A 24710-nucleotide genomic window follows, 5' to 3' on the forward strand; every position below is an offset into this window, starting at 1 on the left:
CAGGGAGCCTCGACCGCGGGGTTTCAGGTGGCGACCGACGCGGTTTTCGCCGGTTGGCTGCTTGGCGTCACCCCGCTGTTTACCCAGGGTGATTAGTGTCGGCAGCATGGCTCTGGCGGCGGGCTCGATTTTTGCTGAGTACACCATCTTGAAACTGCTGGGCGCCGGCGGGATGGGCAAGGTTTACCTCGCGCAGCATCCCCGGCTGCCGCGATGCGAGGCGCTGAAGGTGCTGCGTGGGTCATTGAGTGCCGACGACGATTACCAGGAGCGGTTTCGGCGGGAGGCTGAAGCCGCCGCCGTGTTGGTGCACCCCAACATCGTGCGCGTGCATGACCGCGGCGAATTCCGTGGCCGACTGTGGTTGTCGATGGACTACATCGAGGGTGAGACGCTCGGCGAGCTCCTCACCCGCAAGTTCCCGGCCGGCATGCCCGCGCAGACCGTCATCCCAATAGTGGCGAGCATTGCCGACGCCTTGGACTACGCGCACGGGCAAGGTGTGGTGCATCGCGACGTCAAGCCCAGCAACATCCTGGTCACCGAAGACGGCGATGACGTGCTGACCGCCGTGCTGGCCGACTTCGGCATCGCCCGGCAGGTGAGCGGCCCCACCGGGCTGACCGCCAGCAATCTCGCCATTGGGACCATCGCCTACGCCGCCCCCGAACAACTGATGGGCGCCGAAGATCTGGAGTGCGCTGACCAGTACTCCTTGGCGGCCACCACCTTCCAGATGCTGACCGGAGCCCCGCCGTATCAGCATGAGAACCCGGTGACGGTGATCAGCCACCACCTGAACACTCCGCCTCCGCTGCTCAGCGAGCGGCGCCCCGAGCTGGCGCGGTTCGACGACGTGCTCGCCGCGGCGCTGGCCAAAGACCCGGCCGAGCGATTCCGGAACTGCTCCGACTTCGTTGCCGCCCTGGCCGAGCAGCTTGCCGATCCGGACTCCGATGACGAGTCCGACTCCGCCACCACCGTGGTGCGCGGCGTTGCGCGAGCCGTGCCGGCGCCGCCGCCGAGCCGGCTGTCGAAATGGGCCCGACCCGCTGTCCTGGTGCCGTTGGGCCTAGCGGTGCTGGGATCGGTGGCGGCCGTGGTCCCGCGCCTGCTGGCCCAGGAGCCTGCCGACACTGCGACGGTCTCCGCCGGCGGTGTACCCGCCTCGTCAGTCGCGCCGCCGCCCAAGGCGCCCGCATTCGACGGGACCTACCGGGTCGACGCCAACCGGGCCGGGGAGAAGTACAACGGTGTGCCCAACCCCGAGCCGCCCAACGTGAGTACCTGGTGGGCGATCAAGTCGTCCTGTCACGCCACGGCGTGCACCGCCTCGGCGGTGATGCTGGACGCCGAGGATCACCGGAAGACGGTGCAGGCGCCGTCCGGCGGCAATGAATTGGCCCTTGAATTCACCGGCGGAACCTGGCGGTCGCAGCCGCAGACGGTGCACACGCCGTGTATCGGTGTCGATGGCCGACAGGACACGCAGGCCACCACGCAGGTGCTCACGCTGGAGCCGACTATTCCGGGCGTCCTGCACGGGGAGATGGTCGCCACTGTGGAGAGCAACGAATGCGGCCAGCGCGGAGCCCAGATCTGGGTTCCAGTGGTGGCCAGCCGATTCGGCGATGTTCCCGCGGGGATCAACCCGTCGGTCGAGTTGACCGGGTCGGACGCACCGGCCTGATCCGCGCCTGGGCAGCAGCGCGCACCCGTTCACGCGCTCATTCTGTGTTAGTTTCCACCTAATTCCAGGTTGTTCAACGGCTTGCGCGTGATCGGGCGATCGCTGCACCGTCCCGGGTGGGCTCGATGAAGGAGCGCAAGACCATGCACAGGACACGTCGCGGGTGCTCCGTCCTCGGGATCTTGGCCGTCGGCGCCGGACTGGTCGTTGCACCACAGGCGCCGTCGGCCGCCGTCGCACGATGGGGTGCAATCCCACTCGCCTTCACCCCTACCGCGACCTCATCCCTCGGGAACGGCACGGCGTTCATCATCGGTGGCAGCGGGCTGGCTACCCCTGGCCCCAGCTACATCGACTCCGCTGTGTCGCTGTATCTGGAACCGCTCGGCTTCGAGGGCACCACGCAGGCGCTCACCACGCCCCAACAGCTCTACCCGTTCTTGGGCCCGTTCGGCGGAACGCTGGATGAATCGGTGGCGCAGGGCCAACAGGTCCTCTTCGAGGCGATCATGGCTCAATACCAGAACGGAGAACTGAGCGCGGAGAACCCCGCTGTGGTGTTCGGCTGGTCGCAGGGCGCCATCATCGAATCGATGGTGCAATACCAGCTCGCGGACGCGGGCGTGCCCAGTGACTACGTGCATTTCGTGATGATCGGCGACGTCAGTGCACCCAACGGTGGCATGCTCTCGCGCTTCAATCTGCCCGAAATCGGGCCGGTGAGCCTGCCGAGTCTGGGGCTGACGTTCAGTGGAGCAGGACCGTCCGACCTCTACCAGGCCGAGGTCTACAACCGGGAATACGATGGCTTCGCCGACTTCCCGCAGTACCCGATCAACTTCCTGTCGGTTCTCAACGCGATCTTCGGTATCGCCTTCCAGCACACCACCTATCTGGGGCTGACGGAGGACCAGATCGCCAACGCGATCCTGCTGCCCAACGTGTCAGAGGATTCGCTGACCAACTACTACATGATTCCCACCGAGGGGTTGCCGCTGCTGTACCCACTGTTGTTCTTCGGCAGTGGGGGGCAGGCGCTCTACGACTTGTTCGAACCGGTCACGCGCATCCTGGTGAACCTGGGCTACGGCAGCATCGAACACGGCTGGAGTGACGGACCCGCCGATGTGGCGACTCGGTTGGGTTTCCTGCCGGATCCGGACACGCTGGCGACGCTCATGCAGGAACTGCCGCAGGCCCTGAGCAACGCCTGGCAGCAGGGCGTCTCCGACTTCTTCGACGAGATCCTGCACCCGAGCGACACGCCGCCAGCCTTCTTCGCCGAGATGGAGGGATTCATCAACGCGATCTCCGACACCGAGATCGCGGACTTCTTCTCCTACTTCCCCACGCTGGACGATCTTTTCGGCAACTTCCCACCGCACACCGGCATTCCGCTGCTGGATGTGGGCAGCGCGTTGTTGTTCAACCTCCCGCAGGTCAACTACGACGTCTTCACCACGTTATTGGCCGAGGGCGATCTCCTGAATGCTCTCGGCACCACAATCGCGCTCGACGTGGGGATACTCCCGCTCGCCGTGCTCGGGGCGCTGCTCTGATTCGCCGTGAGGTGCTACCCGGCGCCTACCCGGCACTGGGCGGCCGATTCATGACCCGGTGGCGGTAGCCGTACCGGGGAACGAACCGGAAGCCGGTCGGCCCGGCGTTGGCGGCGGCCGCCGGCAACGCTGCCAGCCCGCCCATTCCTGCCATTCCGGCTCGGGGCATCGCACCGGCCTCCTCGGCAGCCATCCGGCTGGAGATCAGCGTCGCCGCAGCCTGATTGGCCGTACTGGGCGCGACGGGCCAACTCTGCGGAACGGACAGGGCGCCGATCTGCATGCTCCGGCCCAACGCGCCGGCCGGCGTTGCGGAACTGAAGCCGGACGTTCGGGCGGCGGCCTCTCCCACGTTCTTGGCGGCGCTTTCGGCTCCCTTCGCCAAGTCGGCCATGACGTCCCGCACGCCCGCGGGACCGGCGCCGGCGTGTTGCCAGCCGGCGAAAAACCGTCCGACGCCTTCGACGTACCGTGTCGGCAGCAGGTAGGACTGGCTCCAAGTGTTGATCGACTTCAAGGTGCCGACGTACTGCTGCAGCAATGCCGTCATCGGCGGTACGGCGGTTGCGGACTCCCCGGCCGTCACCGGCGGTGTCGCCGTCGCCATTCCCGCCTGCACCGCCGACTGCATCGGGGCCAATGTCTGCGACGCCGCAGAGTTTCCAGCGGACTGGGCGACGGCGGCGGCCTCGCCCGCGGGCCCGGCCGGATTGGTGGTCTGCGGCGGAGAGGTGAATTCCGACAGCTGGGTTGCCGCTGCAGAGCCGGCCGCGTAGGTGTACATCGCGGTGGCATCCTGCGCCCACATCTCCGCATACTGCGCCTCGGTGGCTGCGATCGCCGCGGTGTTCTGACCGAAGAAGTTGGTGGCGATCAACGTCATCAGCTGGACCCGGTTGGCCAGCACGACGGGCGGCGGAACCGTCATGGCGAACGCTGCTTCGAAGGCGGCCGCGGCGGCCTTGGCCTGGGAGGCCGCAAGCTCGGCCTGCCCGGCGGTGGTCTTGAACCAGGTGGTGAAGGGCAGTGCCGCCGCCGCCATGGCGGTGGCTGACGGCCCACGCCACGGGCCGCTGGTCAGGTCTGCGATGGTCATGTCGATCGCGGCCGCGGTCAGACTCAACTCTTGGGCCAGCACATCCCAGGCCCCCGCAGCTGCCAGCAGCGGGCCGGAGCCGGCTCCCGCGTACATCCGTGCGGAATTGACCTCCGGCGGCAGTGCCCCGTAGTCGATCACTCAGTCCCCTCGGGCGCTATCCGCCGAATGGGCGGCGCGGCATGACGGTGAGCTGGCTTCCGTAGCGCGGCCCGCCGAACCCCTTGAAGCCCGCTCCGGCCGCACCCGCAGCGCCCGCCGGCATTCCAGCCATCCCCATCGGGGGAGCCATCGGGGTGTTGCCGAGGATTCCGCTGCCGGCCGCGGCGCCGATCGGCTGCCAGGTGCCGCCCGACACCGGACCCAGCGCGGTCACCGGTGCCGGGGGAACGGCCCAGCCCGGCGGCACCGAGAGGCCACCCAGGGAGCCCGCGACACCGGTGGCGGCCTTCGCGGCACCCGAGGCGGCACCCGAGGCGGCGCTGGCGGCACCCGAGGCGGCGCCGGAGGCGCCCTTGGCGGCGTCCTTCGCCGCGTCGGCAAACATCTTCTCCAGGCCGGTGATACCGCTGAGGCCACGCCAGACCGCACAGAGGTTGTTCGAGTGCATGCTCACCTGGCTGACGGACTCGTCAATGAGGTCCTTGCCCAACAGGTAGTTGGGGTCCTTGAGGATGTCATCAGCTGGGGTGCCCGTGCTTTCGGCCGACAGCGGGCGGAACAGGTTCTGCAGGGCGGTAGATGCCCGTGCCGCCTGATCCGTGCCGGTCGCCGCGGTGCCCGTCCCGACGTCGCCGCCCGGGTTGGTCGGGTTGGGCGGTGAGGTGAACTCGTTGAGCTGGGTGGCCGCGCTGGACTGGGCGTGGTAGCCGTACATCGCCAACGTGTCCTGCGCCCACATCTCGCTGTGCTCGGCCTCAGTTGCCGCGATCGACGGGGTGTTCTGTCCGAGGATGTTGGTGGCGACCAGCTGCTGCAGGAGTTCGCGGTTCGCGGTGACCGCAACCGGCGGCACCGTCTGGGCGTGTGCCATCTCGTAGGCGGCTGCGGCGGCGCGGCCCTGGGCGGCGGCCTGCTCGGCCTGCGCTGCGGTGAGTTCCATCCAGTTCACATACGGCGTGACCGCCGTGACCATGGCCGTGGAGGCCGGGCCCAGCCATTCCTCTGAAGTCAGCTGGCTGATGATGGACCGATACTGCGCTGCAATGGATTTCAGTTCTGCGGCCAGTGAGCTCCACGCCGAGGAAGCCACGACCATCGGCTCCGAGCCCGGCCCGGAGTAGATCAACGTGGAGGTGATCTCCGGCGGTGTCGACAAGTAGTCCATCGCGGTGGCCTAACCGGCTGCGGCTGCGTTGGCAGCCTCGGTAGCGGCGTATTCGGTGGCGCCCTTGCTCAGCGCGTTGACGAACATCTCGTGGACGGCCAGCGCCTGGGCGCTCACCGCCTGGTAGGTCTGGCCGTGGGCGGCGAACTGGGCAGCGGTCAGCGCCGAAACTTCGTCCGCAGCAGCCGGGACCACACCGGTGGTGGGCGTGGCGACTGCGGCACTGTGGGCGGCCAGCGCCGACCCGATGGTCCGCAGATTGGCGACCGCAGCCAGCAGCGCCTCGGGCTGCGTGGTGACGAACGACATGAATGCTCCTCGTCGAAGTCTCTCCGCGATCGCAAAATTGACGACCGCGACGCCATTGAGCGCAGGGCCGACGTTATGCGATCTGACTGCCGAAATGCAGCCTCGAAAGGGCCTTTTCGGAGACTGTCAGCAGCTGTTCATTGACAGTTGGCAAACGCAGCCGAAATTTTCACCAGGCGTCTCCGGGGCGTTGGTTTGCCTTCACCTGTTGTTCACCATTGCCCGCACCGCGTCGGCCAACAAACGCAGGGTCGATTCCCGTCCCGGAGCGGTGGCGGGGTCGGTTCCCCGCCGGGCCGATGCGACCGGGTTGAGCATCACCTCGTCCACGCCGAACCTGTTCGCCAGATCCTGCAACTGCGCCAGCGCGTCGGACGGCGTGCCGACCACGGCCCGCTCGAGTTCGCGTTGCGCGACCTGGTGTTGCTGGGGGGTCAGCGTGGTCTCTTGGGCGTCTTCGACCAACTCCACGGGCCGCTGCGGTTGCCCGGTTGCCGCGCGGGCATGCATCTGCAGGTAGGGGAGGATCAAATCCGTTGCTGCCTGCTGTGTTTCGGCAACGACGACGTTGACCGTCAGGAATGCGACCGGTCCGGCGGCGAACTCGCTCGGCACGAACTGTGAGCGGTAACACTCCAGTGCCTCGCCGGTTTGCTCGCCGAACAGATGGTGACCGAACACATAGGGCAGTCCCTTGGCGGCGGCGACGCCGGCCGATTCCACCGACGAGCCCAGCACGAAGACCCGCGGTCGCGTCAGTGCGTGGGGCGTCGACTTGAGCAGGTAACTGCGATCGGGCAGCTGCAGCGACACACCGGCGGGGCCCAGCAGGGCGATCACGTCGTCGAGGTGATCGGGGAACTGATCGGTGGTGCGGTCGTCGCGACCGCCGCGCAACACCGTGGTCGCGATCGGGTCGGCGCCGGGTGCCCGCCCGATCCCCAGGTCGATCCGGCCGGGGTGGGCAGCCTCCAGCAGCGCGAACTGCTCGGCCACGGCCAGCGGTGCATGATTGGGCAGCATGACTCCGCCCGCACCGACGCGAATATGCGACGTGGCAGCGGCGATCATCGCGGTCAGCACGGCCGGACTGGTGGCGGCAACCGAGGGGAGATTGTGGTGCTCGGCAAGCCAGTAGCGGGTGTAGCCGAGGTCGTCGGCCATCCTCGCGAGTCGCATCGTCGCCGCCAGCGCGTCCGGGGTTGTCTGGTCGGCGCGGACCGGCGTGAGGTCGAGGACGGAGAGGCGCACAGCGGCGATCTTGCCATCACCGGGGCGGCTGTCGCCGTTCGTACATCACGCGTTCTGATTTCGTTAACCCGACTCACGCACAGTTACCGGTGATGGACACCGATGACGAGCTCGGCAACATGACGCCGGCCAGCCCCCCCGAGCCGTGGGAGATCGGCCGTCCGCAGCCGGTGGTGGAACAACTGGTGGCTTGCGGAGCGCTGCGCGGCAAAGTTCTCGACCCCGGTACCGGTTCGGGGCACCACGCGATTCACTATGCAGCCCATGGCTATTCGACCACCGGGCTGGACTCTTCTCCAGCCGCCATCGCGGCCGCGCAACGTAACGCGGCCCAAGCCGGTGTGAGCGTGGATTTCCAGGTGGCCGACGCAGTGGAGCTCATCGGGTTCGACGGCCGCTTCGACACGGTGGTCGACAGCGCGTTCTACCACCTGTTCCAAGACGATGAAGAAACCCAGCTGCGATACGCGCACAACCTGCACCGGGCCACCAAGCCCCAAGCACGGCTGTTCATGTTCGAAGCCGGACGCCACAACGTCAACGGCTGGCAATTGGACGGAATGTCACCCGAGCGCTTCGGCCCGCTGCTCGAATCCGCCGGATGGCGCATCGACCACATCGGGACCACGACTTACCAAGGCACGTTCGAACCCAGCGCCTTCACCGACATGATTGCGGTCATGGAGGCGATGGGCCGCGAGGACCTGCTGCCAGGGGTACGGGCGCTGGCCGAGCGATTCGCGTACCTGCAACCGCTGCTCGAAGACAACCTGGTGCACATGCCGTTCTGGGCGGTCGCCGCCACCCGCCTCGATTAGCTGTCACCATGAAGGTATGTGCGGGCGTTTCGCGGTAACCACTGATCCGGCGTTGCTGGCTGCCCGGATCGATGCGATCAATGAGATACCGGCCGACGCCGCGACCGGCCCGAATTACAACGTGGCCCCCACTGACGGCATCGCGACCTTGGTCAGCAGGCACCCCGAGGGGCATCAAGACGGCGGTTCAGCAAGCCTCGACGAAGGACAGGAGAAGCTGGGACCGCCGCATGAACACGGTGATCAGCCGACGCGACGGCTCCGGCTGATGCGCTGGGGACTGGTGCCGCCGTGGACCGAGGCCGGTCCCGACGGGGCACCGGCGTCCGGTGGCCCGTTGTTGATCAATGCCCGCGCCGACAAGGTCACCACCTCACCGGCGTTCCGTGTGGCGGCAGAGCGGCGGCGCTGCCTGGTGCCGATGAGCGGCTACTACGAATGGCGCGCAGAGCCGGGTGGTTCAGTGCGGCTCGACGCAGGTGAGGTGAAGCCGGCACCGTCCGGCCAGGCCCGACGCGGCGCACGCAAGACGCCGTTCTACATCCACGGTGACGGCGCCATGCTGTATGCGGCCGGCCTGTGGTCGGTCTGGCGCCCCAACCGGCTGTCCGACGCGGTGCTCAGCGTCGCGATCATCACCACCGAGGCCGTCGGGGAACTGGCGGGGATTCACGACCGGATGCCGTTGCTGTTGCCCGAAAACCATTGGGACACTTGGCTGAACCCGGACTCGGATGTCGACACCACGCTGCTGGCCCGCCCGCCGGACGTCACCGGGATCGCGGTGCGTGAGGTCTCGACGCTGGTCAACAGCGTGCGCAACAACTCACCCGAGCTGATCGCACCGGCCAAGCCGCAACCCGAGCAGGCCTACCTGCTCTGACGACCGACCAGACTGCGCTGCTCCAACGCGTATTCCTCGTCGGTGAGACCCAGCCCGGTCAGGGCTGCACGTACCCGGGCGGGTTGACCGAGTCGACCCACAAGTCCACGCCCAGGTCGCTGCCGGGCACGCAGTCATAGACCGACAGATCGGTGACGCCGGAGTCCACCAGCACGTCCTCGCACAGCAGGGAGTTGCCGGTGTACTCGCGGGCCGGCTTGGTCACGATGGCGTATGCGGCGTCGGCGTAGATCTCGGGAGTGCGAGAGCGTGCCATCGCCTCATCCCCGCCGAGCAGGTTCTGCACCGCAGCGGTCGCGATCATGGTGCGCGGCCACAGCGTGTTGGAGGCGATACCGTGCCCGCGCAGCTCCTCGGCCATGCCGAGCGCGCACAGCGTCATCCCGAACTTGGCCATCATGTAAGCGGTGGGCTTGAGCCATTGAGGCTCCAACCGGATCGGCGGCGAGAGCGTCAGGATGTGCGGATTGTCGCGGCCGATCATGTGCGGGATGCAGGCCTGCGACACCGCGTAGGTGCCGCGCACCTCGATGCCGTTCATCAGGTCGAAGCGCTTGAGCGGCACCTCGAGTATCGAACCGAGGTTGATCGCCGAGGCGTTGTTCACACAGATGTCGATCCCGCCGAACCGTTCGACGGCGGCGGCCACCGCCCCTGCCACGGCATCTCCGTCGCGGATGTCACCGACGATCGGCAGCGCCTGTCCGCCGGCCTCTTCGATTTCGGCGGCCGCGGTGTAGATCGTGCCGTCGAGCCTCGGGTGGGGTTCGGCGGTCTTGGCGATCAGCGCGATGTTGGCGCCGTCTCGGGCGGCCCGCTTGGCGATCGCCAGCCCGATGCCACGGCTGGCACCCGAAATGAACATGGTTTTACCGGAGAGAGGGCCTGAATTGGGCATGGCTGTCAGCCTAGGCCGTGGGGACCGCGCAGCGTGGGTGCTGCGGATCATTTCGTCTCGGCGGTAGGACTGTTCCGGCGGCTGGGTCGCGCTTACGACGTAAACTGACCCCCGGTGGACATTCGGCCTCAGGTCCGCCGCGTGGCAGCGGGGATCGCTGCCACGCGCGGGACTTGTCGTGGTCCGCTGGCCGTCTGGTCGGTGCACTGAGAGGGGGTCCACGTGGATGCCGATGACCTCGGTGCTCAGCGGCTGCCCGCCGAGACCGAGCCGCCCGACACCTTCGGCAGATTCGACGGCTCCCGCCCGTCGGCGCAGCTGAGCCGTGAGGGCATCCTGGAGATGGCCATCGACTTCATCGATCGCCAGGGGCTGTCGAAATTGACGATGCGCGCCCTGGGCGCGGCCTGCGGGGTCGAGGCGATGGCGCTCTACCGCTATGTGCATGGGCGTGGTGACCTGCTCAGCGGCGTCGTGGACCACATCATCGACCGGCTGTACGCGGACCAGCTCGCGGCCCGGCGCCAGGAAGACGGCTGGCAGGACTACCTCGTGCGGCTGGCCCACGGGGTACGCCAGATCGCGCTCGACCATCCCGAGGTGTTCCCGCTGGTCGCCACCCAGGCGCCGGAGGCGCCCTGGGTTCGACCTCCACTGCGCAGTCTGCGGTGGATGGAGAGTTTCCTGGACACGCTGATCTCCTACGGATTCGATGACGGTGCCGCGGTGGCGGCCTACCGCTCCTACACCACGTTCCTCATCGGTCACCTACTCCTGGAAGTGTCGGCACGCGGTGCCGAACTGCACCCCGACGAGGCCCTCCTCGATGACCGGGGCGAGCGCTGCGTGCGCGACCTGACCGCCTACCCGCACCTGCTGCGCCTGCAGCCGAAGCTGTCGCAGGATCGCAGCGCCGCCGAATTCGAGGAGGCGCTGGAGTCCATGCTGGACCGGCTCGAGCTGCTGCTCGTACGGCGGTGAGACAGCAAACCCGCCTGATGTTTACGGCGTAAATGCCGTGGGTATCGCGTGTACTGCAACGCTGTCACACATGGGAGGGGCTCACGATGGGTTGGGCAGACAAAGCCAGGAACGCCGCACAGGATGTCGCGGGCAAGGCGAAGGAAGCCGCCGGCAAGGTCACCGGCGATAACGACCTCAAAAACGAGGGCAAGGTCGACCAGGGCAAGTCGAGCCTGAAGAAGGCCGGCGAGAACGTCAAGGACGCCTTCAGGAACTAGCAGGCGAGAACACCGCCCCGCGCGCCGAATAAGGCGCGCGGGGCGGTGGCATCTTCGGGGCGTCCGCGGCCTAGGTTTACAACGTAAACAAACGCGCGTAGCTTCGAGCACATGCTGTCCGGTTTGCGCCGTAAACTCAGCCGTGGCACCGCCGGGCGCCGAAAAGCCGCCGCATCCGAGCGGGCGAACACGTCTGCGCCCCCGGCCCACACGGCCGGCCTCCAGGCGCGGGACGCCCCGGGCGGCGCGGTCGAAGAAGAGCTGCACGTCCTGGTGGAGCGTCGCGGTTCAGCACTGCTGGTACATGCAGGTGGCAGCGTTGATGCGTCCAACATCGCCCTCTGGCGGCGGCTGGTGGGGGAAGCCGCGGCGGTGGTCACAGCTCCCGGACCATTGATCATCGACACCAGCGGACTGGAGTTCATGGCCATCTGCGCATTTCCGTTGCTGGTCGAGGAATCGGCCGGCTGCCGCCGCCGCGGCATCCGGCTTTGTCTGGTCAGCGACCAACACATCGTTGCCCGCGTGCTGGCTGCCACGGGTCTCGATGCCGAATTGGCCTTCGCGGGAAGCGTTGACGACGTCCTCGGTGGCGCGCGCAATGATCTCGGGCCACTCCTGGACGGCTGACGGTGGCAACCGCGGTCACTACGCCTGTATGTCGGCGGTGATCGCACTGGTCAGGCGGATCAGATCCGCGGGTGCCACCGCCACGTCCCAGCCGCGTTGCCCCGCGCTGCACAGCACCCGGTCATAACCCAGCGCTGAGGTGTCCACCACCGTCGGCAGAGCCTTGCGCTGCCCGAGCGGCGAGATCCCGCCCAGGACGTAACCGGTCGCCCGTTGTGCCGCCGCCGGGTCGGCCATCGCGGCCTTGGGCACCCCGAAGGCGGCGGCGACCGCCTTGAGCGACAGCTTCGCCGGAACCGGCAGCACCGCGACCGCCAGCCCGCGCGGAATTGCCACCACCAGCGTCGTGAAGATCTGTTCGGGTCGTACGCCGTCGGGCCCCTGGGCTGCGAGCTGCTCGACGGCTTCGGCCCCGAAAGCGCGCTGGTCGGGCTGATGGTGGTAACGCAGCACCTCGTAGGGCACCTGCGCAGCGATCAGGGCGGCGATGGCTCGGGTTGCCGCGCGACTCACCGCGCCAGGATACGGCCGGGAATTAGCCCCGCGGCCGACGCTGTTGAGTAAGGCGGTTGGCGTGGTCGCTGCGCCCGGCCGTCGGTCACGGCCCTAGGATCGGAAAGGAGTCGCCTATGTCAACGGCGATCGGTCTGCTGGAACGCGAGCTATCGGCTGGGCTGGTTGTGGGCACCGCGACAGAAGGGACAGCAGCGATCGAGATGGCTGACGGCGAGAGTGCGCCCGGTATCGGAACCGAAGCGTCGACAGATGGCAACGTTCCGGTGCGTTCGGATGAGACCGACGAGCAGCTGACAGCTCGGTTCGAACGCGACGCGATCCCCCTGCTCGACCAGCTCTACGGCGGTGCGCTGCGCATGACGCGCAATCCGGCCGACGCGGAGGATCTGTTGCAGGAGACCATGGTCAAGGCCTACGCCGGGTTCCGCTCGTTTCGGGACGGCACCAATCTCAAGGCGTGGCTGTACCGCATTCTGACTAACAGCTATATCAACAGCTACCGCAAGAAGCAGCGCAGCCCCGCGGAGTATCCGACCGACGAGATCACCGACTGGCAACTGGCTGCCAACGCCGAGCACACTTCGACGGGGCTGCGCTCGGCAGAGGTGGAAGCGCTGGAGACGCTGCCTGACACAGAGATCAAAGAGGCACTGCAGCAGCTTCCCGAAGAGTTCCGGATGGCGGTGTATTACGCCGACGTCGAAGGATTCCCGTACAAGGAGATCGCCGAGATCATGGATACGCCGATCGGCACGGTGATGTCGCGCCTGCACCGCGGCAGGCGACAGTTGCGCAGTCTGCTGGCCGATGTAGCCCGCGACCGTGGATTCATCCGCGACGGTCAGGCTTCAGAGGAGGTGTCGTCGTGACCGACCACTCGCCGGACTGCAACACCCCGCCGGACGCCGGCGGAGCCGACGCCAACTGCTCGGAGGTGATCGCCGAGGTATGGACGCTGCTCGACGGCGAATGCACGGCGGAGACCAAGGAGAAGCTGCGTCAGCACCTGGAGCAATGCCCGGGCTGTCTGCGCCACTACGGGGTCGAGGAACGGATCAAGACGCTGATCGCTCGCAAGTGCAGTGGCGACAAGGCTCCGCGGCGCCTCTACGAACGAGTACGGCTGGAGATCAGCCGGACCACGATCATCCACCGCGAGGGCTGAGTCGGGTCGCCAACATGGCCCGGCATAGCCGCTAACGGCAGCAAGCCCGGCCTGAGGCCGGGCTTGCAGTCAGCTCTTATGGTGCGGCTGAACCGACGCTCTAAGCGTTGGGTCGCTTGCCGTGGTTGGCTTTGCTGTGCTTGCGATCGCGCTTCTTGCGGCCACGTTTTGCCATGATTGGCCCTCCTAGCAGGTATTCCGGCTGGTCAGTCTTTCACACCGCCGGGTGTGACGCGTGGCGGGGCCTGGAATCGGCCCCGCCGTCGCATCACCGCACCGCGGTCGTGCTCAGTGCACCGAGAAGGTCCGCGCGCCGGCCAGGGTCTGCGGCACGAGCGCGGGCGGGGTCGGAGGGGCCGGCGGGTTTTCCAGTGCGGGCACCGCGGACATGGGAGTTCCGGGCGGCGTCAGCGAGCTGACATCGGTCGGCATGATCGAGCCGACGCCGGGCACCACCTTGTTGAGCATGCCGTTGAGCACCTGCAGGAACGAGTTCGCGGCGTTCACGCCCGCCGAAGAGCTTCCTACGGCCGGTCCGGGCACGCCGAGCGGGCTGGGGGCACCCAGCGCGTTGGGCACGCCGAGCGGGCTGGGGGCGCCCAGTGCGTTGGGCACGCCGAGGGGACTGGGGGCGCCCAGCGGGGTGTCGAGGGGGGTCGGGATCGGCAGCGAGTCATCGACCAGTGTCGGCGCCGCTTTGGCGGACGCGACGCCGAATCCCAGCGTGGCGAGCGCCATCGACGCGGCGCAGATCAGGGTCAGCCGCACTCGGGGCTGGGCAAGACGGTTTACAGACAACGCGCTACTCCCTCAAGTTCGATCTCAACTTGTGCCGCGTCACGGCGATTTCGTCACGCGTTCAAAACACTCGAGTAACGGTGCTATGCAATTGTCACAACAGAAACACGACACGATCACGGATCGAACTCTCTAAGTCCTCTTATTTATCTTGGAGTTCGCTTACCCGAACGCCGTGCCCGACGGCCCGAGGGGGTTGTGGTTCGATAGGGCCTAGCTTTTTGATGTACGCAATCGTTGAACTGGTGATGAACGAGGTGAAGATGGCCGAGGACGTTCGCGCGGAGATCGTGGCCAGCGTGCTCGAAGTGGTGGTCCACGAGGGCGACCAGGTCAACGAGGGCGACACCGTGGTGCTGCTGGAGTCGATGAAGATGGAGATCCCGGTGCTGGCCGAGGTCGCCGGCACCATCACCAAGGTCGCCGTGCAAGTCGGTGACGTTATCCAGGCCGGCGATCTGATCGCCGTGATCAGCTGATCGCTTGACCGGCGCAGGTTAGCCGATGTCAACCCTCGGTGATCTGCTCGCCGAACACACCGTCTTGCCCGGCAGTGCGGTGGACCACCTGCATGCCGTGGTCGGGGAGTGGCAACTGCTGGCGGACCTGTCGTTCGCCGATTACCTGATGTGGGTGCGCCGCGACCCCTACGCCGACGGAGCACTGGTGTGCGTGGCGCAATGCCGGCCCAACACCGCGCCCACAGTGCTGCTCAGCGACGCCGTCGGCACCATTGCTGCTCCGGAGCAGATGCCGCTGGCGGTCGCGGCGTTCGAGTCGGGCACGATTTGGCGCGAAGGCTCGGAAGGCGCTGCCGGACAACGCAATATCGAAGCGGTGCCGGTACGGCACGGCGATCGGATTGTGGCCGTGTTGACCCACCAGACCGCGCTGACGGGCGGCCGTGAGTCCAGCCGGCTGGAGGCGGCCTACTTGGATTGCGCGGCAGACCTGGTGCACATGCTCTCTGAGGGCACCTTCCCCGACGTCGGCGACATCGCGGTGTCACGCTCGAGTCCGCGAGTGGGAGACGGCTTCATCCGGCTGGCCGTCGACGGCACGGTCCGATACGCCAGCCCGAATGCCGTGTCGGCTTACCACCGCATGGGCCTGGCCGCCGAGCTGGCGGGGCATGACCTGGTCGCCATCACCCGACCGCTGATCTCCGATCCGTTCGAGGCGCACGAGCTGGCCGAGCATGTGCGTGAGTCACTCTCCGGGGGATCGAGCATGCGGTTCGAGGTCGACGCGGCCGGAGCGGTGGTGCTGCTGCGGACCCTGCCGCTGATCGTGCACGGCCAGCCGGCCGGGGCCGCGGTGCTGGTGCGCGATGTCACCGAGGTGAAGCGCCGCGACCGCGCGCTGCTCTCCAAGGACGCGACCATTCGAGAAATCCACCACCGGGTGAAGAACAACCTGCAGACCGTGGCGGCACTGCTGCGGCTCCAGGCCCGCCGTACCGCCAGTACCGAAGGGCGTGAGGCGCTGCTGGAGTCAGTGCGGCGGGTGTCGTCGATCGCTTTGGTCCACGAAGCGCTGTCGATGTCGGTCGACGAAGTGGTGAACCTCGACAAGGTGATCGACCGCATCCTGCCGATGATGAATGACGTTGCCAGCGTGGATATCCCGATCCATATCGCCCGGATCGGTTCGATCGGTCCGCTGGACGCCGACCGGGCCACCGCCTTGATCATGGTGATCACCGAACTGGTGCAGAACGCGATCGAGCATGCCTTCGGGCCAGACGCGGATCGGCGTGCGGTGACAATCCTGGCTGAACGCTCGGCGCGCTGGCTCGACGTGGTGGTTCGCGATGACGGTCACGGACTTCCCGACGGGTTCCGGCTGGAAACCTCCGACCGGCTGGGCCTGCAGATCGTCAACACGCTGGTCTCAGCGGAGCTCAACGGCTCGCTGACCGCGCAAGACGCGCCAGGTGGGGGGACCGAGATGGTGCTGCGGATTCCGGTCGGGGGTCGCCGGCTCCGTCAGGCGTTGTGAGCTTCCTGGGCTTCTGGGCTTCGTTGGGTGCGTTGGGTGCGCCCAGTTGGAATCTGACGACGTGAGGTGGGCGTGTCGTGTCGTGAGATTCCAACTCGCGGCCCAGTTCAGAACCGGTCGACCCCGACACAAAAACGACGCGGCCCCGACCAAGTCGGGGCCGCGTCGTTGTCTGTCTGAGATCAGACCCCGCTGCGCGCCCGGGTCCGAGCGTTGCGGCGCTTGAGCGCGCGACGCTCGTCCTCGCTCATGCCTCCCCATACGCCGGCGTCCTGGCCGGTCTCCAGCGCCCAGGTCAGGCACTCGGTGACCACCGAGCAACGGGTGCAGACCTGCTTAGCGGAAGCAATCTGGGCGAGAGCCGGCCCGCTGTTTCCCACCGGGAAGAACAGCTCCGGGTCCTCGTCGCGACAGACCGCCTTGTGGCGCCAATCCATAGGTCTCCAACTCCTTACTTTGGGCGCAGCGGGATGCGCTTTACATTTCGGCTGTGTATACGCGGCGCAAGAAATTGTTACGGCTTGCATCCGATGGTTCGATCGTTTCACAGCCTGGACAGATGTCAAGAGGGCGCGTTATCACGTGGCCAAGGTCACGATTGCGCGGGGCTGGTGCCAGTGTTCACATCATGCATGTACTACAGTGGGCTCAACTGTGCGCTCATCAAGCGATTTGAGCGCTATCTCCGCAGGTCAGCGGGATTCCTGTACTGGAGGCGCGACGACGTCCAGCGCGTCGGGAACAGCGCGGAACGTCATAGTGGCACGCAATCCGAGATATTCGCCATCGATCTGCGTCGCGATCGGTGTGTCGCCGGCATCCACCCGTAACATGGCCACGTCGTCGTCGCGGATGAGTTGTTTGGCGCTCAGCTTCGGCCGTTTCGACAGCATCTGCCGAACTAGCCTCAGCGTGGGTAGAACTCTCAGGCTGGTGGTCGCGAACACGCCCATTCCCGCCTCGAAAGTGGTTTCGGGGTTGGTCCACACGCATCGCTCGTCGGCGTAGGTCCACGGGGCGCAGTTCGAAACGAACACGAAATGCACCCCGTCGATCGGTTGATCGTCGCCCAGCTGCAGTGTCAACGTCGGCGGACGCCGGGTGGCGGCCAGCACCGTGGGGACGGCCGCCCGGATGTAGCGCAGCGGGGTGACGGCGTGCCCCTTCTCGCGTTGGGCTTCCACCGCGGCCACCACTTCGCCGTCGAGTCCCATGCCCGCGTTGAGGACCGACCACCGCTCGCCGCAGTCGATGAGACCGATCCGGCGCCACGCGGAGCCCGCCGGTTGGTTGATCAACTCGATGAGCTGATTGGTGGCGACGATCGGGTCGGCCGCGAGGCCCAGCGAACGCGCGAAAACGTTCGCCGATCCGCCGGGCACCACCGCTACCGCGGGCACATGCGCCGGTGGCGGCGAACCCGGCGCCCCGAGCAGGCCGTTGACCACGCCGTGCACGGTCCCGTCGCCGCCGTGCGCGATCACCATGTCGATGCCGTCCCGGGCCGCGGCCTGGCTGATCTCGGCGGCATGGCCGGGATAGTCGGTGTGCACCACGGTCAGGTCGAGGCGGCTCTTGAGTGCGTGGGCGAGCAGGTCGCGCCCCGCCGCCGTGGTGGATGTGGCATTGGGGTTCACGATCAGCACGGCGCGCACGAGATACGAGTCTATGGGCACCCGAGGAGATGGACCGGGTGGTTACGCTGGCGGCGTGAAAGCCGTCGCTGACTTGCCGCGCGCTGTACTGGGCGCGGGCCTGATCGTTGCTGTGCAGGGCGCGGCCGCACTGGTTGTCGCGGTGGTGCTGGTGCTGCGGGCCTTGGCCGGCGCGGATCAGCATGACGCCAACGGCTACGGCACGGCCGCATATTTCGCCTTCATCGGTGCCGCAGTCTTGGCGGCCGGGTGGGCGCTGCTGCGGGGCCGGCGGTTCGGGCGCGGTATCGCGGTCTTCGCCAATCTGCTGCTGCTGCCGGTCGCCTGGTACTTGGGAGTGGGTTCGCACCGCTGGGGTTACGGCGTGGTGGTCGGCGTGGCGGCGGTGGCGGTGCTGGCGGCGTTGTTCAGTCCGGCGGCGCTGCGCTGGGCGGAACGACGCCCATAGCCGACAGGATCGTGCCGAACTTCGTCACGGTTTCGTCCAGTTCCTCGTCCGGGTCGGATTCGGCGACGATCCCGCCCCCGGCGTGGGCCAGCGCAGATCGACGATCGGCGGACAGTTGGGCGCAGCGGATCGACACCACCCATCGGCCGTCGCCGTCGGCGTCGCACCAGCCGACCGCGCCGGCGTAGAAGCCCCGGTCGCCCTCCAGCTCAGTGATGAGGTCGACCGCCGCGGCGGTCGGAACGCCGCCGACCGCGGCCGTTGGATGCAGTGCCAGCGCCAAATCCAGTGCGGTGGTGGAAGTGTCGCGCAGTCTTCCGGTGATCGGGGTGTTCAGGTGCCACACCGCGGAGGTGCTGCTGAGCTGTGGCTCCGGTGCCACGTCGAGTTCGGTGCACAGTCGCCCGAGGGCCGTACGCAGCTGGTCGACGACCAACTGATGCTCGTGGCGATTCTTTCCGGACGCGGCCAGCGCGGTTCCGTTGGCGGTGTCGAGGGCAGGGTCGGGGGAGCGCGGCGCCGAACCGGCGAAGGGCCGGCAGATGACCCGATCGCCTTCACGGGCGACCAACAGCTCAGGACTGGCGCCCACCAAGACGGTGCCGGCATAAGCCTCCCCGGCAGCGCTCAAGTCGACCAGGTAGCCGTAGCCGCTCGGGTCGGCGGCGACCAGTCGGTGCAGCAGGGTGCCGGCATCCAATGGGGCATCGGCAGCCAGGCGCAGCCCGCGGGCCAGCACCACCTTCTGCAGGGCGCTGTGCGGTGCGGTCAATTCGTCCAGGGCCCGGCGGATGCGGGCTCGGTGCTCGTCGGGCGGTGGAATCTGTTCGACGATGCGGACCGCCGGAAGTGTCGCGTGCCGTGGCAGGGGCAGCGTCTCATCGCGCCGCACCTCGCGCGGGACGAACAATGCCGCAGCGGCATCCGGGCGGAAAGGCAATGCACCCACCACAATTGGTGCTTCGCCGCAGGATAGAGCGGCCTGGGCGGCGGCGACGTCGGCGAACTGGGCTGTCAACGCGTCGGCCGACAGTGTCCCGGAGGGGCCGGACAGCACAAACGGCGGTGTCGGCAACCCTCAGGCTCCCGGTCCGGTCAGGCCGAGGGCGATGAGCTGGCGCACACCGTGCTCGAAACCACACACGGCGACCGCGGCCGCGGCCATCGCGAATCGTGCTCCGTCGGCCAACGGCAGCTCCAGCCACCGCGTGATCACCGCCCGGGAGAAGTGCCCGTGTCCGACAAACACCACGTCACGTGAGGTGAGCTGCCGCAGTGCCAACGCCACCATCCGGTCGGCCCGGTCGCTGACCTGGGCCACCGTCTCGCCGCCGGCGCTGCCGTGTGTCCAGATCAGCCAGTCGGATTCGGATTCGCGGATCTGCGCGGTGGTCAGTCCCTCATAGCGGCCGTAGTCCCACTCAGCGAGGTCGTCGGAGATCTCATCGACGTGCAGTCCGGCCAGCTCAGCGGTCGTCTGGGCGCGGTGGCGCGGGCTGCAGATCACCAGCGGATTGTTCAGCGCCAGCGTGGCCAGGGTCGCTCGGGCGGCAACGGCTTGGCGACGGCCCGTCTCGGTCAACTCCAGATCGGTGCGCCCGGTGTGGCGACCGCTGCGGGACCACTCGGTTTCCCCGTGGCGCAGCAGCAGAAGGCGGTGCTCCTCGATCCCCACGCCCGTCGATTCTGCCCGACGGCGGACATCGGCCCACGTTTGGTGCTCCGGGAAGCAAGCCGTGCCAGTATGTCGGTGTGACGGGGATGCGGATCTTGGCGGTCGCCAATCAGAAAGGCGGCGTGGCCAAGACTACGACGGTGGCTTCGCTGGGCGCGGCGATGGCCGAACTGGGTCAGCGGGTGTTGCTGGTGGACCTCGACCCGCAGGGCTGTCTGACCTTCTCGCTGGGGCATGATCCCGACAAACTGCCGGTGTCGGTGCACGAGGTGCTGCTCGGCGACGTGGAGCCCAATACGGCATTGGTGCCGACCGACGAGGGGATGACCCTGTTGCCGGCCAACATCGACCTGGCCGGCGCCGAGGCGATGCTGCTGATGCGGGCCGGCCGTGAGTACGTCCTGAAGCGGGCGCTGGCCAAGCTGGAAGACGAGTTCGATGTGGTGGTCATCGACTGCCCGCCGTCGCTGGGTGTGCTCACCCTCAACGGGCTCACGGCGGCCGGTGAGGTGATCGTGCCGCTGCAGTGCGAGACGCTGGCGCATCGAGGGGTCGGCCAATTCCTGCGTACCGTCTCCGACGTCCAGCAGATCACCAACCCCCAGCTGCGGCTGCTGGGCGCGCTGCCGACGCTGTACGACTCGCGCACCACCCACAGCCGCGACGTGTTGCTCGACATCGCCGACCGCTATGACCTGCCGGTACTGGCTCCGCCGATCCCGCGGACGGTGCGTTTCGCCGAGGCCAGCGCATCGGGCGCATCGGTGATCGCCGCCCGTAAGAACAAGGGCGCGCAGGCTTATCGGCAGCTGGCCGAGGCATTGCTGGAGTATTGGAAGAACGACAGGCCGCTGCCCACTTTCACTCCCGAGGTCTAACCTTCCCCACCCCGGCGAGGTTCCCCACCCCGGCGAGCGTGCGTGTCTGTCCGGCGACACGCCGGTCGGTGACGGGCAACTGCGCACGCTCGCCCAGCTGCTCGCGCAGCGGCTCAGCCCAGCGGCTCAGCCCAGCGCGACCACGGTGTCACCGCGCTGCTCCAGCACGGTGGGACCCGACACCGCCGGAAACACCGACGACACTCCGGGCGGGCGGCTGACCGGGATGATGCGTTCCGGTGCCCCGGTGCTCTGGTCGAAAACACCGACCCCGCCGGTCACCGGGATCAGGAGGCGATCGGCCATCCGCGCCGCGGGCCCCAACGGAACCGCCGCTCCCGACCCCGGGATGGTGTAGCGATAGGTCAGCGTTCCGGAGTCGAAGGCCATCACGGAGTCGCCGGTCCACCAGCAGATCAGCCCGGTGGGCCGCGATACCGGCAGTGCGGCGCTTTCGGGGGTGGGCTTGGCCGGCAGCAGAGTTTTGGCGATCGTGGTGCCCGTCTGGTCGACCACTTCGATCCGGGGCTGTGGGGTCGGCAGGTAGACGGCGGTGTTGGCGCCGGTGTCGGAGTCGGTCACCGCCAGCACCCGCGCACCGGAGTCCGCGGTCACTCCGCGCTCGGCGATCTGCTGGATCTCCGGCTCGTCTTCTTCCTTACCCGCGCGCAACAGGGTCAGTTGCAGGTCGGAGCGGCCCGGGCAGGACTCCAGCACCGAGACCGCCGAGGAGGCCGCCGCCGCTGAGACCAGGGTGCAGCCCTGTCCGCGGCCGCGCGCCGACGGTTTCACCCGGGCATCGATCTCCCCGTAGGACATCACTCGGACCAGATCCGAACGCCACAGTTCCAGGCGGGTGGGGCCGGCAGACAGTATTGAGCTGCCCTCGGAGGTGACGCGCACGGTTCGGTCGGCATAGCTGGTTCGGGCCGGTCCGCGCAGGCCGTCGGCGGCCACGACCGCGCTGACCTGGCCGCAGCCGCGGGAATCGGGATAGACCGCGACGGCGTAACGATAGATCCAGGTCACCGCGCACAGGTCGACGTCGCGGGTATAGCTCCAGCGCTCCTCACCGGTGGCCGGGTCACGCCCGCTCATCCGCGGACCGTCACCGGTGATCACCGTGCCGGAGACCAGTACCGGCGCCCAGGTGGCCGGGCTGGGCGCCGTCCACAGCTGTGACAACGCCGCCGGCACCATCGCCGCCGACGGGGGATTGGTCGCCGAGTCCGATGCCGGCCGGCTGATCGTGGCGCGGGCATCGCTGGTCCACCAGATGACCACGCCCGCGACGACGATCACGATCGCGATCAGGGCCGCCGCGACCAGATCACCGGAGGTGCGGCGCTCGGGTCGCACCATCTCGGCGGCCTAGCTCAGCTGCCGTTCGCGGCAGCGGCCGCGGTCTTGTTCGGCCGACGACGGCGGCGACGCCGCGGCGCACTGGGCCCGGTGGCCTCGGTGGTCGTGGCCGTGCCGGTCGCGCCCGCCTCGGCGCTCGGTGCGGCGCCGTCGGCGGCATTCGCCTGACCGCCGCCCCGGGTGCGCCGGCGAGACCGGTTCGGGTTGCGGGGCGCGCGCTGGCGGTCTGCCGCCGTCTCACGGGTCTCGTCGTCGGATCGCTTGGCCGGCGCCCGGCGCGCCTTGCCGACGGAGCCGCCGGCGTCGGTGGGGATGTTGAGCTCGGTGTACAGGTGCGGCGAGCTGGAGTAGGTCTCCGCGGGATCCGGGCAGCGCAGGTTGAGGGCCTTGTCGATCAGTGACCAGCGGGCCAGCTCATCCCAGTCCACCAGGGTGACGGCGACGCCGGTCTTGCCGGCGCGTCCGGTGCGGCCGATGCGGTGCACGTAGGTCTTCTCATCGTCGGGGCACTGGTAGTTGATGACGTGCGTGACGTCGTCGATGTCGATGCCGCGGGCAGCCACATCGGTGGCCACCAGCACGTCGATGTCGCCGTTGCGGAATGCCTTGAGCGCCTTCTCGCGGGCCACCTGATTGAGGTCGCCGTGCACCGCACCCACTTTGAATCCGCGCTCATTGAGGTCATCGGCGACCTTCTGGGCGGTCCGCTTGGTGCGGGTGAAGATCATGGTGGCGCCGCGGCCGCGGGCCTGCAGCACCCGGGCCACCAGTTCCGCCTTGTCCAGGGCGTGGGCCCGGTAGACGAACTGCTCGGTGGCGTCGTGCACCGCAGAGGAGTGCGGCGCCTCGGCGCGGATGTGGGTCGGCTGATTCATGAAGCTGCGGGCCAGCGTGATGATCGGGCCGGGCATGGTGGCCGAGAACAGCATCGACTGCCGGTCGTCGGGGATGCGGGACAGGATGCGCTCGATGTCGGGCAAGAAGCCCAGGTCCAGCATCTCGTCGGCCTCGTCGAGCACCAGCACCGACAGGCCGCCCAGCTGCAGGTGTCCCTGCTGGGCCAGGTCGAGCAACCGGCCGGGGGTGCCCACCACGACGTCGGCGCCGGCCTGCAGCGCCTCGATCTGCGGTTCGTAGGGCCGGCCGCCGTAGATGGCCTGCACCGACAGTGGACGGTCCCCGGCGCTCAGGTACTTGGCCGCGTCGGCCAGGTCGCCGGAGACCTGGATGCACAGCTCACGGGTGGGCACCACGACCAACGCTCGGGGTGCGCCGGTCAGCGGCCGGTCCGGGCTGGTGGTGACCCGCTGCAGCAGCGGAATGCCGAAGCCGTAGGTCTTGCCCATGCCGGTGCGGGCCTGGCCGATCAGGTCGTCGCCGGCCAGGGCCAGCGGCAGCGTCAGCTCCTGGATCGCGAAGGCGTGCTCGATACCGCTCTCGGCGAGTGCGCGGACGATTTCGTCGCGAACGCCCAGTTCGGCGAAGCTCGGAGGAGTGGTGGGAACGGTGGTGGAGATCAGTGGGGTCATGCGCGGGCAGATGCCTTTCGAAGTCGGCGCGGTATGTCAGTCGATCGCGGTGCGGGTCGGGGCGCACACACTGCGACGGTCGATACTTTGCCCATTCGGGGAGGCACCGCCGGGGGCCCTGCACTCGCCGAGTAGGCGGGCCAACCGCGTGTACGCACATTGCGCGGCAGCGCCGAAGAGGCACTGCCTGATGCTCATAGTACCTGGTCGGGCCGGGCATCGGGCCACCGCCGCGGAACGCATACAGTGTGGTGATGAATTCGGTTCCCTCCGCCGACGCGGAAGCGCAGTCTTCCCCGCCGCGGCTGTCCGCCGATCATCCCGGTGTCAACGAGCTTTTCGCGGTGCTGGCCTATGGCGAGGTGGCCGCGTTCTACCGGCTCACCGACGAAGCCCGGATGGCGCCCGATCTGCGCGGCCGGATCTCGATGGCGGCGATGGCCGCCGCGGAGATGGGCCACTTCGAACTGCTTCGTGAAGCTCTTGAGCGCCGCGGTGTGGACGTGGTCTCGGCGATGTCGAAATACGCTACCGCCCTTGACAATTACCATCGGCTGACCATGCCCAGCACGTGGCTGGAGGCGTTGGTCAAGACCTACATCGGCGACGCGATGGCCGCCGACTTCTACCTGCAGATCGCCGACGGCCTGCCCGACGAGGTGGGCGATGTGGTGCGTGCGGTGCTCGCCGAGACCAAGCATTCGCAGTTCGTCGTCGAAGAGGTGCGCAGCGCGGTCACGGCCAGCGCCAAACAGCGCAGCCGGCTCGCGTTGTGGTCGCGACGCCTGCTCGGTGAGGCGATCACCCAGGCGCAGTACGTGTTGGCCGAGCGCGACGAACTCGTCGACCTGGTGGTGTCGGGGGCAGCGGGGCTGGCGCAGCTGGCCGGATTCTTCGACCGCCTGCAGCACACCCACGACGAACGCATGCGCGAGCTGGGCCTCGCGTAGCCGACATACC

Annotated in this window: 28 protein-coding genes; 14 read left to right on the forward strand and 14 right to left on the reverse strand. The window is 67.9% G+C overall.

Features of this window, described 5'->3' with window-relative positions:
- The first annotated feature begins 106 nt into the window (after positions 1–106).
- On the forward strand, positions 107–1690 hold the full coding sequence (locus AWC18_RS04535; RefSeq protein WP_085137892.1) for a serine/threonine-protein kinase: 1584 nt from the start codon (positions 107–109) through the stop codon (positions 1688–1690).
- A 143-nt stretch (positions 1691–1833) separates the two neighbouring features.
- Positions 1834–3249: a PE-PPE domain-containing protein gene (locus AWC18_RS04540; protein ID WP_165757973.1), complete on the forward strand. Its 1416-nt coding sequence runs from the start codon at positions 1834–1836 to the stop codon at positions 3247–3249.
- A 25-nt stretch (positions 3250–3274) separates the two neighbouring features.
- Here AWC18_RS04540 and AWC18_RS04545 read toward each other — a convergent pair whose 3' ends face one another.
- From AWC18_RS04545 to AWC18_RS04560, 4 genes are all read right to left on the reverse strand, one after another.
- Positions 3275–4486: a PPE family protein gene (locus AWC18_RS04545; RefSeq protein WP_085137896.1), complete on the reverse strand. Its 1212-nt coding sequence runs from the start codon at positions 4484–4486 to the stop codon at positions 3275–3277.
- Positions 4487–4502: 16 nt separating this feature from the next.
- Complete coding sequence (locus AWC18_RS04550) at positions 4503–5672, reverse strand: PPE family protein (protein ID WP_085137897.1); 1170 nt, start codon at positions 5670–5672, stop codon at positions 4503–4505.
- A gap of 9 nt (positions 5673–5681) precedes the next feature.
- Positions 5682–5981, reverse strand: coding sequence for a PE family protein (locus tag AWC18_RS04555; RefSeq protein WP_085137898.1), 300 nt, complete (start codon positions 5979–5981; stop codon positions 5682–5684).
- Between the two features lie 201 nt (positions 5982–6182).
- Entirely contained in the window at positions 6183–7232 is a 1050-nt protein-coding gene (locus AWC18_RS04560) for an LLM class flavin-dependent oxidoreductase (RefSeq protein ID WP_085137900.1), read from the reverse strand.
- A gap of 92 nt (positions 7233–7324) precedes the next feature.
- On the opposite strand from AWC18_RS04560, the gene AWC18_RS04565 reads away from it, so the two are divergent.
- Complete coding sequence (locus tag AWC18_RS04565) at positions 7325–8050, forward strand: class I SAM-dependent methyltransferase (RefSeq protein WP_085137902.1); 726 nt, start codon at positions 7325–7327, stop codon at positions 8048–8050.
- A gap of 16 nt (positions 8051–8066) precedes the next feature.
- Positions 8067–8933: an SOS response-associated peptidase gene (locus AWC18_RS04570; RefSeq protein ID WP_085137904.1), complete on the forward strand. Its 867-nt coding sequence runs from the start codon at positions 8067–8069 to the stop codon at positions 8931–8933.
- Between the two features lie 58 nt (positions 8934–8991).
- On the opposite strand, the gene AWC18_RS04575 is transcribed toward AWC18_RS04570, so the two are convergent.
- On the reverse strand, positions 8992–9852 hold the full coding sequence (locus AWC18_RS04575; protein ID WP_109559986.1) for an SDR family oxidoreductase: 861 nt from the start codon (positions 9850–9852) through the stop codon (positions 8992–8994).
- A gap of 222 nt (positions 9853–10074) precedes the next feature.
- On the opposite strand from AWC18_RS04575, the gene AWC18_RS04580 reads away from it, so the two are divergent.
- The 3 genes from AWC18_RS04580 to AWC18_RS04590 all read left to right on the forward strand — a co-directional run bounded on the left by AWC18_RS04580 (position 10075) and on the right by AWC18_RS04590 (position 11723).
- On the forward strand, positions 10075–10833 hold the full coding sequence (locus AWC18_RS04580) for a TetR/AcrR family transcriptional regulator (protein ID WP_420093305.1): 759 nt from the start codon (positions 10075–10077) through the stop codon (positions 10831–10833).
- An 86-nt stretch (positions 10834–10919) separates the two neighbouring features.
- Positions 10920–11093: a CsbD family protein gene (locus AWC18_RS04585; protein WP_064999299.1), complete on the forward strand. Its 174-nt coding sequence runs from the start codon at positions 10920–10922 to the stop codon at positions 11091–11093.
- Between the two features lie 111 nt (positions 11094–11204).
- A complete protein-coding gene (locus tag AWC18_RS04590; protein ID WP_085137908.1) occupies positions 11205–11723 on the forward strand; it encodes an anti-sigma factor antagonist in 519 nt (172 codons plus the stop codon).
- An 18-nt stretch (positions 11724–11741) separates the two neighbouring features.
- On the opposite strand, the gene AWC18_RS04595 is transcribed toward AWC18_RS04590, so the two are convergent.
- Positions 11742–12236, reverse strand: coding sequence for an aminoacyl-tRNA deacylase (locus AWC18_RS04595; protein WP_085137910.1), 495 nt, complete (start codon positions 12234–12236; stop codon positions 11742–11744).
- 203 nt (positions 12237–12439) lie between these two features.
- On the opposite strand from AWC18_RS04595, the gene AWC18_RS04600 reads away from it, so the two are divergent.
- Positions 12440–13108 (forward strand): sigma-70 family RNA polymerase sigma factor, encoded by a 669-nt coding sequence (locus AWC18_RS04600; RefSeq protein ID WP_420093307.1) that lies wholly within the window; start codon positions 12440–12442, stop codon positions 13106–13108.
- Complete coding sequence (gene rsrA, locus AWC18_RS04605; protein ID WP_085137913.1) at positions 13105–13404, forward strand: mycothiol system anti-sigma-R factor; 300 nt, start codon at positions 13105–13107, stop codon at positions 13402–13404. The genes AWC18_RS04600 and rsrA overlap by 4 nt, the downstream gene beginning before the upstream one ends.
- A 100-nt stretch (positions 13405–13504) precedes the next feature.
- Here rsrA and AWC18_RS22310 read toward each other — a convergent pair whose 3' ends face one another.
- Both AWC18_RS22310 and AWC18_RS04610 read right to left on the reverse strand, forming a co-directional pair.
- A complete protein-coding gene (locus AWC18_RS22310) occupies positions 13505–13579 on the reverse strand; it encodes a 50S ribosomal protein bL37 (protein ID WP_011728008.1) in 75 nt (24 codons plus the stop codon).
- A 113-nt stretch (positions 13580–13692) separates the two neighbouring features.
- Entirely contained in the window at positions 13693–14202 is a 510-nt protein-coding gene (locus AWC18_RS04610) for a hypothetical protein (protein ID WP_133054978.1), read from the reverse strand.
- A gap of 263 nt (positions 14203–14465) precedes the next feature.
- Here AWC18_RS04610 and AWC18_RS04615 point away from each other — a divergent pair, with 263 nt between their 5' ends.
- Complete coding sequence (locus AWC18_RS04615; protein WP_064999322.1) at positions 14466–14681, forward strand: biotin/lipoyl-binding carrier protein; 216 nt, start codon at positions 14466–14468, stop codon at positions 14679–14681.
- Positions 14682–14706: 25 nt separating this feature from the next.
- Complete coding sequence (gene pdtaS, locus AWC18_RS04620) at positions 14707–16203, forward strand: two-component system sensor histidine kinase PdtaS (protein ID WP_064999305.1); 1497 nt, start codon at positions 14707–14709, stop codon at positions 16201–16203.
- Positions 16204–16385: 182 nt separating this feature from the next.
- Here the strand turns inward: pdtaS and AWC18_RS04625 are convergent, their stop codons facing one another.
- Together AWC18_RS04625 and AWC18_RS04630 are read right to left on the reverse strand one after the other, a co-directional pair.
- Positions 16386–16640, reverse strand: a complete 255-nt coding sequence (locus tag AWC18_RS04625) for a WhiB family transcriptional regulator (protein ID WP_024443658.1) — start codon at positions 16638–16640, stop codon at positions 16386–16388.
- Positions 16641–16895: 255 nt separating this feature from the next.
- Entirely contained in the window at positions 16896–17858 is a 963-nt protein-coding gene (locus AWC18_RS04630; protein ID WP_085137917.1) for a diacylglycerol/lipid kinase family protein, read from the reverse strand.
- A 55-nt stretch (positions 17859–17913) separates the two neighbouring features.
- Here AWC18_RS04630 and AWC18_RS04635 point away from each other — a divergent pair, with 55 nt between their 5' ends.
- Complete coding sequence (locus AWC18_RS04635) at positions 17914–18306, forward strand: hypothetical protein (RefSeq protein WP_085137919.1); 393 nt, start codon at positions 17914–17916, stop codon at positions 18304–18306.
- Here the strand turns inward: AWC18_RS04635 and AWC18_RS04640 are convergent.
- Both AWC18_RS04640 and AWC18_RS04645 read right to left on the reverse strand, forming a co-directional pair.
- A complete protein-coding gene (locus AWC18_RS04640) occupies positions 18266–19381 on the reverse strand; it encodes an isochorismate synthase (protein ID WP_085137921.1) in 1116 nt (371 codons plus the stop codon). The two genes, AWC18_RS04635 and AWC18_RS04640, sit on opposite strands and share 41 nt — an antisense overlap.
- A 3-nt stretch (positions 19382–19384) precedes the next feature.
- Positions 19385–19981 carry an acid phosphatase gene (locus tag AWC18_RS04645; protein WP_085137923.1) on the reverse strand — a complete coding sequence of 199 codons (597 nt, stop codon included), beginning with the start codon at positions 19979–19981 and terminating at the stop codon, positions 19385–19387.
- An 86-nt stretch (positions 19982–20067) separates the two neighbouring features.
- On the opposite strand from AWC18_RS04645, the gene AWC18_RS04650 reads away from it, so the two are divergent.
- Positions 20068–20859 carry a ParA family protein gene (locus AWC18_RS04650; protein WP_420093308.1) on the forward strand — a complete coding sequence of 264 codons (792 nt, stop codon included), beginning with the start codon at positions 20068–20070 and terminating at the stop codon, positions 20857–20859.
- Between the two features lie 126 nt (positions 20860–20985).
- Here the strand turns inward: AWC18_RS04650 and AWC18_RS04655 are convergent, their stop codons facing one another.
- Both AWC18_RS04655 and AWC18_RS04660 read right to left on the reverse strand, forming a co-directional pair.
- Positions 20986–22221 carry an Rv3212 family protein gene (locus AWC18_RS04655; RefSeq protein ID WP_085137928.1) on the reverse strand — a complete coding sequence of 412 codons (1236 nt, stop codon included), beginning with the start codon at positions 22219–22221 and terminating at the stop codon, positions 20986–20988.
- A gap of 14 nt (positions 22222–22235) precedes the next feature.
- Entirely contained in the window at positions 22236–23750 is a 1515-nt protein-coding gene (locus AWC18_RS04660; RefSeq protein WP_085137930.1) for a DEAD/DEAH box helicase, read from the reverse strand.
- 254 nt (positions 23751–24004) lie between these two features.
- Between AWC18_RS04660 and AWC18_RS04665 the strand changes: the two genes are divergently transcribed.
- Positions 24005–24700 (forward strand): ferritin-like fold-containing protein, encoded by a 696-nt coding sequence (locus AWC18_RS04665; RefSeq protein WP_085137932.1) that lies wholly within the window; start codon positions 24005–24007, stop codon positions 24698–24700.
- Positions 24701–24710: the final 10 nt, after the last annotated feature.

This window comes from Mycolicibacter nonchromogenicus (genome assembly GCF_002101775.1).
GTDB lineage: Bacteria > Actinomycetota > Actinomycetes > Mycobacteriales > Mycobacteriaceae > Mycobacterium > Mycobacterium nonchromogenicum.